The organism is Corynebacterium guangdongense, assembly GCF_030408915.1.
GTDB classification, from domain to species: domain Bacteria; phylum Actinomycetota; class Actinomycetes; order Mycobacteriales; family Mycobacteriaceae; genus Corynebacterium; species Corynebacterium guangdongense.
This window is the reverse complement of the sequence record NZ_CP047654.1, coordinates 2264199-2278916: the sequence shown is the minus strand read 5'-3', so window position 1 is coordinate 2278916 and position 14718 is coordinate 2264199. Positions and strand designations below refer to the sequence as shown.

Below are 14718 nucleotides of genomic sequence, written 5' to 3'. Positions count from 1 at the left end.
GCAAGCCCCTAGTAGGGCTTGTTGATCATCATGTAGGCGACGCGTTCCATGTGGTTCCAGATCGCGGCGCGCTGTTCCTCGTTGATGGTCTCGCCGTCGATGTCGTCGAGCGAGACCTTCATCAGTTCCAGCCAGCGCTCGGCGGCGGGCGGGTCGATCTCGAAGGGGAAGTGGCGGCGGCGCAGCATGGGGTTGCCGCGGTTCTCCTGGTAGTCACGGGGCCCGCCCCAGTACTGGGCGAGGAACCAGCGCAGGCGGTTCTCGGCGCCCTCCCAGTCATCGTCGGGGTACATCGGCCCGAGGATGTCGTCGGTTTTGACCTGGTCGTAGAAACCCTTGGCCAGGCGGGCGAAGGTCTCCGCGCCGCCGACGGCGTCGTAAAGCGAATTCTCCTGAGGATCTGCCATGGGCCTCACCCTAGTCGCCCAGCGCGTCGGGCTTCTCGACGCCCGGACGGCTGAGGGTGGCCAGGTAGGGCATGCTCACGCCGTGGACGCGCAGGGCGTTGACCACCTTGGCCTGCGCCAGCCGCTGGACGGTCCACTGGTCACCGGGCAGCGTCTTGACGGACACTCGGTAGGAGACGTGGTCGGGCTGGATGTCGGTGACGCCGTTGATGACGGGTTCCTCGATGACGAGGTCGGCGATGCGGGGATCGCGCACGGCCTCCCGGGCGGCGTCCCCGATGATCTGGAGGGTCGTCTCGGTGTCATTGTCGAGTCCGACCGGGATCTGCAGACGCGCGATGGCGTAACCGTCGGAGAGGTTGCCGATGCGCAGGATTTCCCCGTTGCGCACGTACCAGAGGCCGCCGTCGATGTCGCGCAGCGTCGTCACGCGCAGGGAGATCTCCTCGACGTCGCCGACGATGCCGTCGCCCACGTCGATGGTGTCGCCGATGCCGTACTGGTCCTCGATGAGCATGAAGATGCCGGAGAGGAAGTCCTTGACCAGGGACTGCGCGCCGAAGCCGATGGCCACGCCGACCACGCCTGCGGAGGCGATGAGCGGGGCGACGTTGACGCCGACGGCGGAGAGGATCGCCATGACCGCCCAGGTCCAGATGACGATGGCGATGGCGGAGTTGAAGACGCCGGAGATGGTCTTGACGCGGGACTGGCGGCGTTTCTCCTGCGTCACGGAGAGCAACTCCATCTGGCGGGTGACCTCGGTGTCCTGCCGGGCGAGGCGGCCGGGGAGGAGCCGGCGGGTGCCTCGACCGCCGCTGGCGATGTTGCGCCTGGCCAGACGGTTGACGGTGCGTCGCAGGGCCCAGTGGAGGATGCTCGCGACGATGAGGATGACGGCGATTTTCAACGGCGCCTGGACCAGCCATTCCTGGACCAGGTCGTTGCGCCAGAAGTCGTTGACCGCGCCCGCGGCCTCCTCGGCGCTCTCGGTGAGCTGTTCGGTTGTGCTGGCTTGGGTCAGTGAATGAGTGTACGAAGTCATCACCTCAACACGGTAGTCAAAGTCCGTCCCCCCTCCGTGAACTGATTGTTGGGGGAAAGCGGACAGCTTGGTCTATCATGGCCGGACGTACCACTTCTATCGCAGCAGACCAAGGAGAGACCACGCGCATGACCACCGACAAGCCTGGCTTCACTACCGACGCCATCCATGCCGGCTATGAGCCGGACTCCCTGTACGGCCCGATCAACACCCCGATCTACGCCTCCACCACCTTCGCCCAGGACGGCCTGGCGAAGCTGCGCGGCGGTTACGAGTACACCCGTGTCGCCAACCCGACCATCACCGCGCTGGAGAAGACCGTCGCGGCCCTGGAGGGCGGCAAGCACGGCGTCGCCTACGCGTCCGGCATGGCCGCCACCGACGTTCTGCTGCGCATCCACCTCAAGCCGGGTGACCACCTGGTCATGGGCCACGACGCCTACGGCGGCACCTGGCGCCTGATCGACAAGGTCTTCACCAGGTGGGGCGTGGAGTACTCCGTCGTCGACACCACCGACGTGGACGCGCTGGCCGCCGCCATCAAGGACAACACCAGGCTGATCTGGCTGGAGACCCCCACCAACCCGCTGCTGTCGGTGTCCGACATCGCCGCCGTCGCCGCCGTCAAGGGCGACGCGAAGCTCATCGTCGACAACACCTTCGCCTCCCCTTACCTGCAGAACCCGCTGGCCCTGGGCGCCGACGTCGTCCTGCACTCGACGACCAAGTACATCGGCGGCCACTCCGACGTCATCGGCGGCCTGGTCGTCACCGACGACGACGAGCTCGAGGAGGAACTGCGTTTCTTCTTCGGCTGGGTCGGCCCGATCCCGAGCCCCTTCGACGCCTACCTCACCGCCCGTGGCGCCAAGACCCTGGCCGTGCGCATGGATCGCCACTGCGACAACGCGGAGGCCGTCGCCCGCCTGCTCGAGGAGTCCAACCTGGTCAGCCAGGTGCTCTACCCGGGCCTGGAGTCCCATCCGAACCACGAGGTCGCCAAGAAGCAGATGACGCGTTTCGGCGGCATGGTGTCGGTCCGTTTCGCCTCCGAGGAGGCTGCCCGCACCTTCTGCCTGTCGACCAGGCTGATCTGTCTGGCGGAGTCCCTGGGTGGCGTCGAGTCCCTGGTGGAGCACCCGGCCACCATGACCCACGTCTCCGCCGAGGGGTCCCAGATCGAGGTCCCGCGGGACCTGGTCCGCATCTCCGTCGGCATCGAGGACGAGGCTGACCTGCTCGCCGACGTCGAGGCCGCCCTCGAGGCCGTCGCCCGCCTGTAATTGTTGTCATGTCACCGACCTCTGGGTTTTTCCCCGCCGCACTTGTAGTGTTATCCCGAGATTGACCACGGGACGGAGGTCAAGGACGTGGAAGAGGATCGCACACCTGCGTATCTGTCGATCGCGGCGTCGCTGCGGGAACGCATCGATTCCCAGGAACTGCTTCCCGGCGACCGGCTGCCGACGGAACGTGATCTCGTCGACGAGTTCGGCGTGGCCCGCATGACCGTGCGCCACGCCCTCGACATCCTGCAGCTGGAGGGACTCATCGACCGCCGCCGTGGGCGCACCGGCGGCACTTTCGTGCGGGTCGAGCCGCCGCTGATCGAACTCACCGACATGCACGGCCTCTTCCGGCAGCTGCAGGAGTCGGGTACGACCGTCGACTCCGAGATCCTCCTCGTGGCCACCGAGTCGCCGGATCCCGTCGTCGCCGGCGTGCTGGGGGACGGGCTGGTCCATCGGGTGCTGCGTCTGCGCCGCATCGACGACGTCCCCTTCGCCATCGAGGACTCCTACTTCCCGGCGGATCTCTTCCCGGATTTCACGGTGCGTGACCTCACCCACGGCCTTTATGACTTGTTGGCGGAGCTCGACCACCGCCCCGTGACCAAACGCGAGACCCTGCAGCCGGCCATCGCCGACGCCGAGGAGCAGCGCCGGCTCGGGGTCTCCCGGACCACCCCGCTGCTGCGCCTGGAACGCCGCGCCAGCGACGCTTCCGGCCGCGTGGTGGAGTACTCCCGCGACATCCTGCGCACCGACGTCGTCAAGGTCGAGATCGTCTCCCGCGCGGAGTAGCGGGGACCGCCTACAGCAGCCGGATCATCGCCACGCCCGCGAGCATGACGAGTACGCCGCCCATCTGCGGCGCGCTCGCTTGTCGACGCCGCGTGCCCATCAACCCCAGCGAATCGATCATCAGCGAGGCGGCCATCATGCCCACCAGCACGCCCATCACCGTCAGCCCGGTCCCCAGAATCGGGGCCAGCGCCGCGTTGAGGAATACCAGCGTCGCGCCGAGCACACCGCCGACCCACATCCACCAGGTGCCCCCGACCTCGGCGTTCCACCGGATCGGGGTGCGGGTGATGAGCAGCAGCGCGATCAGCGTCGTCAAGCCCACCGAGAAGGAAATGAACGCGGCCAGCACCGGCGAGCCGACGTTGACGCCGAGCTGACCGTTGACCGCGGTCTGGGAGGACGCGAGCATGCCGCAGGCCACGGCGAACAGCCGCCAGAACCACAGAGAGGCGCCCGCGTCAGCCTCCCCGAGATCGCCCGAACGGACCCGGTCGAGCACCCCGGCCGCGGCCAGGGCACCCGCGAGCACCAGCACCGCGCCGGTGACCCGGATGACGCTCAATTCGACCACGGGTGAGCGGAACCAGCCGAAGGCGTCGATGAGCAGGCCCATCGTCACCTGGCCGACGATGGGCAGGATGGCCGTGGCCAGGGCGCCGAGCCGCGGCAGCAGGATGATGTTCGCCGTCAGGACGACCACGCCGAACGCGCCGCCCAGGAACATCCACCAGGGCAGCCCGCCGACGTCGGGCCGAAGGGTGCCGTCGACGGCCAGCGCCAGCGAGGCCAGCGAGGCGGTGCCGACCGCGAAAGAAATCGTCGAGGCGGCGAGCGGCGTGCCGACCGTGGCGCGCAGGCGTGAGTTGACCGAAGTCTGGACCGGGAGGAGGAAACCGGCGAAGACGGCGAGGAATACGAACACCCCGACCAGGGTAGCCGGGGCTACACCAGCCGGTAACCGGAGCCGCGGACCGTCTCGATGCGCTCGGCGCCGATCTTCTTGCGCAGGGTCCGGATGTAGACGTCGACGACGTTGGAGCCGGGATCGAAGTCCATGCCCCACACCATGCTCAACAGCTGCACCCGGGAGAGGATCTGGCCGGGGTGGCGCAGGAAGGTCTCCAGCAGCCCCATCTCGCGGCGCGACAGGTCCTTCCACTTCTCCGCGACGCGCACCCGCTGGGTGCGCAGGTCCAGGACCAGGTCATGACGGGTGAGGCGGAAGGCCGAGTCGGCGGCGGATTCGGAGGTGGTGGCGTCGGCAAGCCTCAGGCGCACGCGGGCGAGCAGCTCCGCGAATTGAAAGGGTTTGGGCATGTAGTCGTCGGCCCCGCCCTCGAGGGCCTGGACCCGGTCCGCGACCTTGATGCGGGCGGTGAGGACGATGATCGGCAGGGTGACCCGCAACGCGCGAAGCTGCTCGAGCACGTCGACTCCGTCCATGTGCGGCAGGCCGAGGTCGAGGATCATGAGGTTGAAGTCCCCGGAGCGGGCCATGGCGAAGGCCGCCGGGCCCGAATCAATGACGTCGCAGGCGTAGCCGGCGGCGGTGAGGCCGCGTTCGATGAAGTCCGCGATACCGCGGTCATCCTCCGCGATCAGGATCCTGCTCACTGTTGTTCCTTCACTTCTACTTCGGTGGGTTCGGGGGCGGGCAGTTCCATGCCGAAGACCGAGCCTAATCCGACGGTGGAGTCCACGAAGGCACGGCCTCCGTGGGCATGGGCGATGGCCTGCACGATGGACAGACCGAGCCCCGCGCCGCCGGGCCGGGAGGTGCCGTGTTGCTCGCCGCGGCTGAAGCGGCTGAAGACGGAGTCGACCTGGTCCGCCGGGATGCCCATTCCGCGGTCGCGGACCCAGACCCGGAAGGTGCGTTCGGGCCCCGAACCACGGAAATCCGTCCCGATCTCCACGACGTCCTCGCTGTAGCGCAGGGCGTTGCCGAAGAGCTCCAGGACAGCCTCCGTGACCCGCTGTTCGTCGAGGTCGACGGTGCCCTCCGCGACCTCCAGCAGCTGGGCGCGGTCGGAGATCGTCGACGCCTTGTCCTCGACGTCAATGGCCAGCTCCGCCACGTCCACGGGCTCCTTCGTGATGAAGTTGCCCGAATCGGCGACGGCGAGGGTGAGCATGTCGTTGACCATCCGGGACATGCGGTCGAGCTCTGCGGTCGACAGCTCCACGGAGCGCCGGCGCTGCTCGTCGGTGGAGTCCTCCAGCAACTCGAGCTGGCCCCGGACGACGGTGATGGGGGTGCGCAGCTCGTGGCCGGCGTCGTCGATGAACTGCCGCTGGTTCCGGTAGGCGGTCTCGATGCGGTCGAGCATGGCGTTGAAGGTTCTGGCCAGCTGGCCGATCTCGTTCTCGGACTCCACCGGCACGCGCCGGGTGAGGTCGGAATCGGAGATCGAGCGAGCCACGGACTTCAGCTTCCTGATGGGGGCGATGATCTGCCCGGCGATGAGCCAGGCGATCAGGCCCGCCGTCAGGAGGCCGACCAGCGCGAAGAGCGATAGCCACCGCACCTGGGCCTCCGCCTCGGCGAGGTCCTCGGCGGCGAAATTGATGACCGCAAATTCCGCGCCGTCACCTGAGGGCAGCACGACGTCGATCCGGCCCCAGTGGGAACGACCCTGCTCCGGGTGCAGGAATACCCCGGAGTTCTGCTCTGAGTGGAAGATCTCGAAGATGAGCGGATCGTTGGCCGGCAGCGGCGCGCGGAACCGACTGTCGATGCTGGCGAAGTCGTGCTGCACCAGACCGTGATCGGTTCTCCCGACGAAGAGCTCCTCGTCGTCCGGAATCTGGCGCTGCATGTACTCCCGGATCAGCCCGTCCGCGGTGTCGTAGGGTTCGGTGGTCGCGAACTGACGGAACTCCTCGAGTTCCTGCGCGACGTCCGAGTTCGAGTCCTCCCGTACCTGGGACACCAGCGTCGCCCTGGTCAGCAGAATGACGCTGGCCAGCGCGACCGCGGTGACCACGAGGATCCAGAGCATGATGCGCCAGCGCAGCGAGTTGCGGCGCAGCGTCAGGGAAGTCTCGGCCATGGGATTCGAAGTTAGTCGTCGTCCCAGTCGTCGTCATCATCCCAGTCATCCGCATCGTCCCCATCGTCCCCGTCATCGTCGCCCCAGCCCTCGTAGTGCTGGTACTGCAGGGGCGGCTGGATGCTGGCGGGTGCCGTAGCCGGAGCCTGAGCCGGTGCGGGCGCCGGTGCGGGTGCGGGCGCCGGTGCGGGTGCTTCGGCGACCGGCGACGGGGCGGGCTCGGGGGTGCCGGTGGCGTCGGGGGTGCCGGTGGCGTCGGGGGTGCCGGTGGCGTCTGCGGCGTCCGCGGCGTCCGGGGTGGAGGTCGTGGCGGTGATGGTCAGGCTGGCCGGGCCGATTTGCGGGGGTCTGTTGTTGTTCGCCAGGGCGGTGCCTCCAAGTGCGACGAGCGCCAGGAGCACGGCAATCACGATGACCGGGGCGAAACGTTTCACGGATGACATGACCCCGAGTATCCGTGGCGGCCATGAAAGGGGCGTGAACCGCCGATGAAGGTTTCTTCATCATTAGTCTGGGGTTTCTGCCCGAGACAACTGGAGGATGAACAATGACACGAGTTTCCGAGCTGCTTGCTCCCGATCTGCGCGCCCGCATCCACGATCGCGCCGCCGGTTATGACGATCGCAATGATTTCTTCCACGAGGACCTGGCCGATCTCCGCGCCGCCGGTTACCTGGCGATGATGGTGCCGGAGGAGTTCGGGGGAAAAGGTTTCACACTGGTGGAGGGGTCGCGCGCCCAGCGTCTGCTGGCCCAGGCCGCCCCGGCGACCGCACTGGGGATCAACATGCACCAGATCATCGTCACGGTCGCCTACACCCTGTGGTTGCGCGGCGATGACCGCCTCGACTGGGTCTTTGACGCAGCCGTCAACGGGGAGATCTTCGCATTCGGTATCTCGGAGGCGGGCAACGACGCCGTCCTCTTTGACTCCCTGACCACCGCTGAGCCGCTCGAGGACGGCGGTTACTCGATCACCGGCACCAAGATCTTCACCTCACTGTCCCCGGTGTGGACGAAGCTGCTGGTCCACGCCCGGACCCCGGATGACCGGCTGGTCTTCGGCTTCCTGGAGCGCGGCGCCGAAGGCATCGAAATCCTCGACGACTGGAACACCCTCGGCATGCGCGCCTCGCAGTCCAACACCACCAGGCTGCACGGGGTGCGGATGGCGCCTGAGCACGTCGCCACCCACACCCCGCTTGGCCCGAACCCTGATCCCCTGGTCTGGGGCATTTTCGGACCCTTCGAGCTGCTGCTGGCCAGCGTCTACACCGGCCTCGGCGAGCGGGCCGTGGACTTCGCGGTGGAGTCGACCAAGAAGCGTAGGTCCCACGTCAGGCAGGCCCCATATTCCCAGGACCCGGACATCCGCTGGCAGATCGCCGAGGCAGGCATCATCATGGACGGCGTCATTCTTCAGCTGGAGAAGCTCACTGACGACGTCGACAACCTCGCCATCGTCGACCACGGGGCGAAGTGGTTCCTGCATTTCTCGGGAGTCAAGGGACGCGCCACAGAGGCGGCGAAGGAGGCCGTGGAACTGGCCATCCGCACGACGGGAGGATCGCAGTACTACCGATCGTCGGAGCTGCAACGCCTCTACCGCGACGTCCTCGCTGGGCTGTACCAGCCCAGCGACAACGAGTCGCTGCACGCCGCCTACACCAAGTCGCTGCTCGGCCCAGTCGAATAATCCACCGATGACGGATTTTTCCGTCATCAGAACGGGGGCTCGCCCCCTTCCTCATCCGGGACGGCGGCGGGCGCCTCCGTGGCCGGGTGCTCCTGCCACAGTCGCTGCCGACGCTTCTTCAGGCGCTCCGCCAACGTGGCCAGCCACCGCCGGTTAACCGGGGCCAGCGGCCCCTTGGGCTCGTCGACCGCCCAGGTGCCGTCCTGGTACAGCCAGTAGACGTTGCCCGTGTGCTTGTCGAAGGCGTAGTAGACCAATCCCTCGGTCTTGCGGTTGTGGTGCGGCCGGCACGCCGAGACCATCTGGTCGGTGCTGGTCTCACCGCCCTCGGAGTGGTTGATCCGATGGTCCTTGTCGCAGTCCTTGGCCAGCTTGCCGCAGCCGACCCAGCGGCAGTACCCGTCGCGGCCCTCGATGAAGGCGCGTTGCGCCGCGGTCGGCTGGTAGCCCTCGGCCACGAACCCGTCGACGGCGTCGATGTCCCGGGTGGCGGTGATGTACGGGGCCAGCTGGCGCCGGCCTTCCCCCGAAATCATCGTGTTGTCGGCGAGGAACATCGGGGCATTCTCGACGTCGTGCGCCTGGTAAAGGTTCAGGTGCATCTTTACCTGCACCTTGTTGAGGAGGATGTCGGCGTGGGCCTGCGTCATCGACAGCCCTTGGGCGGTCGCGTGCGTGCGAATGGCCTGTTCGAGAATGGCCGCGAGGCCGGTCTCGTGGCTGAAGGACAGGGCGGTGGTGTCGGTCCCGTCGGGATAGCTCTGGAACCCCGCGTCCGGGTCGTCCCCCGGGTCCGCCGGCGGCGGCTTCGGCAGCTCCTCCTGCAGGACGAGGAGGACCCGCTGGAGCTTGCGGACGATGTTGTTAGCGCCGGGCAGAATCTGGGCGGGCGCCGTCGGTGTGAGATAGGCGGTCAGTTCCTCGTCGATGAACACCCAGACCTCAGGGTTGGCGTCGAGTGAGGGGTGGAGTTTGAGAAGCACCTCGGCCATCCGGACCAGGACGTAGGTATCCAGGTGCATCATGTCCTCGATCAGCGCCCTGAGGAGGGGAAGCCGTTCGAGGTAGTCGAAGGCGATGAGGTGCTGCTCAATGCGACGTTTCGTCGAGCCGATGGAGACCGCCAGGGTGGCGGCGTGTTCGTCCCAGTCGCGCTCGGCGGCGTCGATGGGCCCGGCGGTGCGGTAGCACGCCTGCCAGGCGTCGTAGTCGGCCTGGCGGGCGAGACGGGTCACCTGGGCCAGCGGATCATCGGGTGCGCAGACGGTGAAATAGGGTTCGTTCATGAGCGTGGTTCCCCCGAACCGGTAGTCGATCATGCGTTCGACATGAACCTTATCGCACCGCCCCGACACGCCCCCCGGGCCGGGAAAACCGCAGGTTAAGCGGCGTCCGCCTTCCGGTTGCGGAGTGCCCGTGCCTGCCGGTCACGCAGCTCCATGGTCTGGCGGCGCAGCCCCGGCGTCAGGTCCTGACGGGCGAGGAACTCATCGGCGCGGGCGATGCCCTCGTCCGTGACATCCCACGACGGGTAGATCCCCGTGAGGATGGAGGAGGACATCTCCGTCGACAGGCGCTCCCACACGTCCACCGCGACCTCGAAGTAGGTGGAGTTGAAGGGGGCGAGCAGCTCGGCGGCGTCGCCGAAAGTCAGGCCGGCCAGCTGGTGGCGGGCCTCGACGTTGGACATGTCGCCGGCCACGAGGGCGTCGACAAGCGCAGCCTTGACCTCAGGGGAGGGCCGCGCGGCCAGCGCCTTCTTGGCCGAGAGGGCGCCGGAGGAGGAGGGGTCGAGCTCGAGCTGCTTGTCGACGGCGGCGGTGTCCATGTCGCCCCTGGCGACCAGCGCGGTCAGGGCTCGCCAGCGGGTGTCGGCGTCCTCGCTGGATTCGAGGAGCGAGGAGAAGTACTCCGCGGCCTCCTCGGTGAGGCGGATCTGGGCGAGGGCCTTCTGGTAGACGAGCGCGCGCTCGGGGGCGGCGTTCTCGGCGCCGTCGAGAAGCATCGTGGCCAGCGTGGTGTCGGCTTTCGCCCAGGCGGGATCGGCGAAGGAGTCGAGGGCCTGGACGGCCTGCCCGAGGATGCGTTCGAGGACGGCCATTTCGGTTTCGGCGCGGGCGCCGCGGATGACCAGCGCGATGAATTCGCGGGCGGGCATGAAGCTGTCGCGGGTCATCTCCCAGGCCGCGGACCAGCAGAGGGTCCGCGCCATCGGGTCGGTGATCTTGTCGATGTTGGCGACGATGAAGTCGAGGGAGGCGTCGTCCAGATCGAGCAGGGCGTAGGTGAGGTCATCGTCGTTGACCAGGACGAAGTCGCCGGCCTCGACGCCCACCAGTGAGGGGACGGCGGTGGTGTCGCCGTCGACGTCGATCTCGACCCGGTGGGTGCGGCGCACGACGTCGTCAATCAGCTTGTAGACGCCCACGGCGATGCGGTGCGTGCGCAGCGTCTCGCCCGACTGGCGGACGGCGAACTCGCTGTACGCGCCGTCGGTGATCTCGAAGGCGGGGGAGAGGACGTTGACGCCGGTGGTCTTGAGCCACTGGTCCGCCCAGAAGCTGAGGTCCCGGCCGCTGGCCTGCTCCAGGGAGGCGAGCAGATCCTCGAAAGTGGCGTTGGACCAGGCGTGGGCGGCGAAGTGGCGGCGCACACCGGCGAAGAAGTTCTCGCGGCCGACGTAGGCCTGCAGCTGCTTGAGCACCGAGGCGCCTTTGGCGTAGGTGATGCCGTCGAAATTCTGCTCGACGGTCTCGATGTCGGAGGCATCGGTCGAGATCGGGTGGGTGGTCGGCAGCTGATCCTGCGCGTAGGCCCACGCCTTCTCGACGTTGGCGAAGGTCACCCACGCGGTGTCGTACTGTGTCTGCTCGGCCTGGGAGATGGCGGCGGACCAGGTGGCGAAGGACTCGTTGAGCCAGAGATCACCCCACCATTCCATGGTGACCAGGTCGCCGAACCACATGTGCGCCATCTCGTGGAGGATGGTCTCGGCGCGGCGCTCGTACTGGTAGTGGGTGGCGTCGGAGGTGAAGACGTACTCGTCGCGGATGGTCACGCAGCCCGCGTTCTCCATGGCGCCGGCGTTGAATTCCGGGACGAAGACCTGGTCGTACTTGGTGAAGGGGTAGGGCACGCCGAAGTTGCGGTGAAAGAAGTCGAAGCCCTGCTTGGTCTCGGTGAACAGGCGCTCGGCGTCCAGGGAGTCGGCGACGGAGGCGCGGGTGTAGATCGAGAGCGGAATCTCGATCTCCTTGCCCTCGATCTGGCTGAAGTCGGACGGGGTCTCCGGGTGGAGGGTGAGGCGGCCGCGCCAGGTGTCGTTGACCTGGGTGTAGGGGCCGACGCAGAAGGCGATCAGGTAGGTCGACAGCGGGTAATCGATGCTCGAGTGGTGCTCGACGGTGTCGTCCTCGGCGGCGAAGTAGTTGACCGGCTCGTTGGTGATGAGCACGTCCCCGGTGCGGGTGGTCACCTTGAAGTCGTAGGTGGCCTTGATGTCGGGCTGGTCGAAGCAGGCGAAGACGCGCTTGGCGTCGGCGGTCTCGAACTGGGTGTAAAGGTATGCCCGGCCGTCGGAAGCGTCGACCGCGCGGTGCAGGCCCTCACCGGTGCGGGAGTAGGGCGCCGTCGCCACGACCTGGAGAATGTGCTCGCCCGGGTCTAGGTCGGTGAGCGGGATGCCGTGCTCGGCCTCGTAGCCGCTGACGTCGAGCGGGGCGCCGTCGAGAAGCGCGGAATCGAGACGGTCGGTGCGCAGGTCGATGAAGGTGGAGCCCGCGCCGCGGGTGGTGAAGGAGACGACGGTGGTCGTCGAGAAGCGCTCCTCGCCGGTGACGTCGAGGGTGACGTTGTAGTGGACGGCGTCGATGAGCTCGGCACGTGCCTCGGCCTCGGCCTGAGTGAGATTGATCGATGTCATGCCCGCCAGGGTAGACCGGGCTGGCGGGGCGCGGATTTTCGGCTATGCTGGGCCACACGCATCAATTAGATGAAATTTAAAATGAAAGGCTCTGATTCATGGCTACCCGCGTGAAATTCTGGTTCGACGTCTCCTGCCCGTTCGCATGGAAGACCTCCCGCTGGATCAAGGAGGTCGAGAAGCACCGCGAGATCGACCTCGAGTTCATCCCGATGTCGCTGTCCGTCCTCAACGAGAACGCCGACATCCCGGCCGACTACGCCGAAAAGATGAAGGCCAACTGGGGCCCGGCACGCGTCTTCGCGAAGGTCAAGAACGAGCAGCCGGAGAAGGTCGACGAGCTCTACACCGCGATGGGTGAGATCCTCCATACCCAGGACCAGGCGGGCAAGTCCGACTTCGGCGCCTACGACGAGATCATCAAGGACGCCCTGGCGAAGGTCGGGCTGGACGCCTCCTACGCGGAGGTCGCCAACACCGAGGAAATGGACGCCGACCTGCGCGCCTACCACCAGGCCGGCCAGGACGCCGTCGGCTCGGACGCCGGCACCCCGGTCGTCCAGGTCGAGGACAACGCCTTCTTCGGCCCGGTCATCACCCGCTACCCGGAGGGGGAGGAGTCCGGAGAGCTTTTCGACGCCTACGCCACGCTCGCCGCCTACCCCTACTTCTTCGAGGCCAAGCGCCACCGCTTCGAGAACCCGCAGAACTAACCCGTTCCACAGGCCCCTGGCCATGCGCTACGCATTGGCTGGGGGCTCCGTGCTTTTCCGGGACCGGGGCCAGTGACGTCCCTACAGTGGGGCACATGAGTTTCACCGTCACCGCCATCGTCATCGCCGTGGTCGCGGGCCTCGGCGCCCATACCGCCTGGAGTTCGAACAAGACCCTGTCCCTGGGGCTGGCCGCCCTCACCGCCCTCGCCGGAGCGCTCGGCGTCCTCGGGGCGTTCCTCTGGGCGCTGGGTGTGCTGTTCAAGCTCCTGCCCCTGGCGCTGCTGGCCCTCGGCGTCTGGCTGATCTACCGCAACGTCACCCGGGAGGACGCGGAACGCACCCCGACCCGAAGCTTCAGGGAGGTCAAGTAGCGGGGCAACGGGTCAGGCTAGACTCACAGTCATGCGCATTTACCTCGGAGCAGACCACGCCGGTTTTGAGATGAAGAACGTCATCAAGGAGCACCTCGAGTCCCTCGGCCACGAAGCCATCGACTGCGGCGCCCACGTCTACGACGCCGCCGACGACTACCCGGCCTTCTGCATTGAAGCAGCCTCCCGCACCGTCAACGATCCGGGTTCCCTCGGCCTCGTGTTCGGCGGTTCCGGCAACGGAGAGCAGATCGCCGCGAACAAGGTCCCGGGCGCCCGCTGCGCCCTGGCCTGGTCCCCGGAGACCGCCAGCCTGGCCCGCCAGCACAACAACGCCCAGCTGATTGGCATCGGCGGCCGCATGCACTCCGAGGAGGAGGCCAAGGCCATCGTGGACGCCTTCCTCGCCGGCGAGTGGGAAGGTACCGAGCGCCACCAGCGCCGCATCGACATCATCTCCGAATACGAGAACTCCGGCGTCGCGCCGGAGGTCCCGGCCCAGAACTAGCCCGTCTCGTCCCGCACCGGTGCCCGACGCACCGGTGCCCTGCTTTTCCCGCGGTGGCGCCGGGCCAGGGGCCGGCTAGTCGAAACCGAAGTCGAAGCCGAAGTCCATTCCGCCGCCGTCACCGCCACCGCCGAAGAGGCCGCCGTCGCCGCCGAAGAATCCGCCGCCGTCACCGCCCATGTCTTCGCCGCCCATCTCTCCCATGTCGCCGCCCATGTCTTCGCCGCCGAGGTCACCGGCCGCGCCATCCTCGAGGCCCTCGCCGTAACCGGCGGCCCAGGCGTCCTGCCCGTACCCGACGCCGCTCATGCCCGAGAACATCGCGGAGAACATCATCATCGAGCTCATGGTCCACATGCCCGACATCATGGCCGAGGCCCACCACGGGGAGGAGTACCAGCCGGCCGGGACCGGACGGCCAGCGACGTTGCCGCCCGGATAGTAATTGGGGGTCTCGTCGGTGGCCACCGGGGAGGCGGTCAGCGTCTGCCCCTCGTGCTCGATGGTGCGGCGCTCGGTGACCCGGCCCGCGTTGCGCTGACCCGCCAGTGGCGGAATTTCCGGGCCGGCCGGCATGCCCATGATCTCGCGGGCGGCGTTGACGTAATGCATGCCTTCCAGGGCGGACTCGCGTGCCAGCTGGGCCTGCTTCACGGTGGTGGCCGTGGAGATTGCGGAGGCCGCGGAATTGTAGCGTTCGGAGGCGTCGGCCATGGCCTGGGTGGAGGCGGTGTCGGTGCCGGAAATCGTCAGGACCTGGTTGCCCAGCCGCTCAATCCATCGGCGGGCGTCGGCCTGGGCGTCGGCAAGCTGAACCTGCTCGAGCTGGGCGTTCTTATTATTCGTCTGCCGGCTGGCCAGCAGGTAGGCGCCACCACCGAGGATGGCGAGGATGAGCAGCAGTTCAATCATG

The 14718-nt window shown here is 67.4% G+C and carries 15 protein-coding genes; 6 read left to right on the top strand and 9 right to left on the bottom strand.

The window, feature by feature from the left end; genetic code table 11:
• Window positions 1-8: 8 nt before the first annotated feature.
• A complete protein-coding gene (locus tag CGUA_RS10705; RefSeq protein ID WP_290195538.1) occupies window positions 9-407 on the bottom strand; it encodes a globin in 399 nt (132 codons plus the stop codon).
• A 10-nt stretch (window positions 408-417) separates the two neighbouring features.
• Window positions 418-1452: a mechanosensitive ion channel family protein gene (locus tag CGUA_RS10700; protein ID WP_290195535.1), complete on the bottom strand. Its 1035-nt coding sequence runs from the start codon at window positions 1450-1452 to the stop codon at window positions 418-420.
• Between the two features lie 128 nt (window positions 1453-1580).
• On the opposite strand from CGUA_RS10700, the gene CGUA_RS10695 reads away from it, so the two are divergent.
• Window positions 1581-2735: a cystathionine gamma-synthase gene (locus CGUA_RS10695; RefSeq protein ID WP_290195534.1), complete on the top strand. Its 1155-nt coding sequence runs from the start codon at window positions 1581-1583 to the stop codon at window positions 2733-2735.
• Window positions 2736-2822: 87 nt separating this feature from the next.
• The gene (locus tag CGUA_RS10690; RefSeq protein WP_290195532.1) at window positions 2823-3536 is read left to right on the top strand and encodes a GntR family transcriptional regulator; all 714 of its coding nucleotides are present in this window, start codon (window positions 2823-2825) and stop codon (window positions 3534-3536) included.
• Window positions 3537-3546: 10 nt separating this feature from the next.
• Here CGUA_RS10690 and CGUA_RS10685 read toward each other — a convergent pair whose 3' ends face one another.
• The 4 genes from CGUA_RS10685 to CGUA_RS10670 are packed head-to-tail and all read right to left on the bottom strand — an operon-like array spanning window position 3547 to window position 7035.
• Window positions 3547-4461: a DMT family transporter gene (locus tag CGUA_RS10685; RefSeq protein ID WP_290195530.1), complete on the bottom strand. Its 915-nt coding sequence runs from the start codon at window positions 4459-4461 to the stop codon at window positions 3547-3549.
• Window positions 4462-4481: 20 nt separating this feature from the next.
• Window positions 4482-5153, bottom strand: coding sequence for a response regulator transcription factor (locus CGUA_RS10680; protein WP_290195528.1), 672 nt, complete (start codon window positions 5151-5153; stop codon window positions 4482-4484).
• Window positions 5150-6592 carry a sensor histidine kinase gene (locus CGUA_RS10675; protein WP_290195526.1) on the bottom strand — a complete coding sequence of 481 codons (1443 nt, stop codon included), beginning with the start codon at window positions 6590-6592 and terminating at the stop codon, window positions 5150-5152. The genes CGUA_RS10680 and CGUA_RS10675 overlap by 4 nt, the downstream gene beginning before the upstream one ends.
• Window positions 6593-6603: 11 nt before the next feature.
• On the bottom strand, window positions 6604-7035 hold the full coding sequence (locus CGUA_RS10670; protein ID WP_290195524.1) for a hypothetical protein: 432 nt from the start codon (window positions 7033-7035) through the stop codon (window positions 6604-6606).
• Window positions 7036-7139: 104 nt separating this feature from the next.
• On the opposite strand from CGUA_RS10670, the gene CGUA_RS10665 reads away from it, so the two are divergent.
• Complete coding sequence (locus tag CGUA_RS10665) at window positions 7140-8288, top strand: acyl-CoA dehydrogenase family protein (protein ID WP_290195522.1); 1149 nt, start codon at window positions 7140-7142, stop codon at window positions 8286-8288.
• A 26-nt stretch (window positions 8289-8314) separates the two neighbouring features.
• Here CGUA_RS10665 and CGUA_RS10660 read toward each other — a convergent pair whose 3' ends face one another.
• A complete protein-coding gene (locus tag CGUA_RS10660; RefSeq protein ID WP_290195520.1) occupies window positions 8315-9607 on the bottom strand; it encodes an HNH endonuclease in 1293 nt (430 codons plus the stop codon).
• A 62-nt stretch (window positions 9608-9669) separates the two neighbouring features.
• Window positions 9670-12210 carry an aminopeptidase N gene (gene pepN, locus CGUA_RS10655; RefSeq protein WP_290195518.1) on the bottom strand — a complete coding sequence of 847 codons (2541 nt, stop codon included), beginning with the start codon at window positions 12208-12210 and terminating at the stop codon, window positions 9670-9672.
• A gap of 98 nt (window positions 12211-12308) precedes the next feature.
• On the opposite strand from pepN, the gene CGUA_RS10650 reads away from it, so the two are divergent.
• From CGUA_RS10650 to CGUA_RS10640, 3 genes are all read left to right on the top strand, one after another.
• Window positions 12309-12923, top strand: coding sequence for a mycothiol-dependent nitroreductase Rv2466c family protein (locus tag CGUA_RS10650; RefSeq protein WP_290195515.1), 615 nt, complete (start codon window positions 12309-12311; stop codon window positions 12921-12923).
• A gap of 95 nt (window positions 12924-13018) precedes the next feature.
• Window positions 13019-13297, top strand: a complete 279-nt coding sequence (locus tag CGUA_RS10645; RefSeq protein ID WP_290195513.1) for a hypothetical protein — start codon at window positions 13019-13021, stop codon at window positions 13295-13297.
• A gap of 31 nt (window positions 13298-13328) precedes the next feature.
• Window positions 13329-13805, top strand: a complete 477-nt coding sequence (locus CGUA_RS10640; RefSeq protein ID WP_290195511.1) for a ribose-5-phosphate isomerase — start codon at window positions 13329-13331, stop codon at window positions 13803-13805.
• 75 nt (window positions 13806-13880) lie between these two features.
• On the opposite strand, the gene CGUA_RS10635 is transcribed toward CGUA_RS10640, so the two are convergent.
• Entirely contained in the window at window positions 13881-14717 is an 837-nt protein-coding gene (locus CGUA_RS10635) for a DUF1542 domain-containing protein (protein ID WP_290195509.1), read from the bottom strand.
• Window position 14718 lies beyond the last annotated feature (1 nt).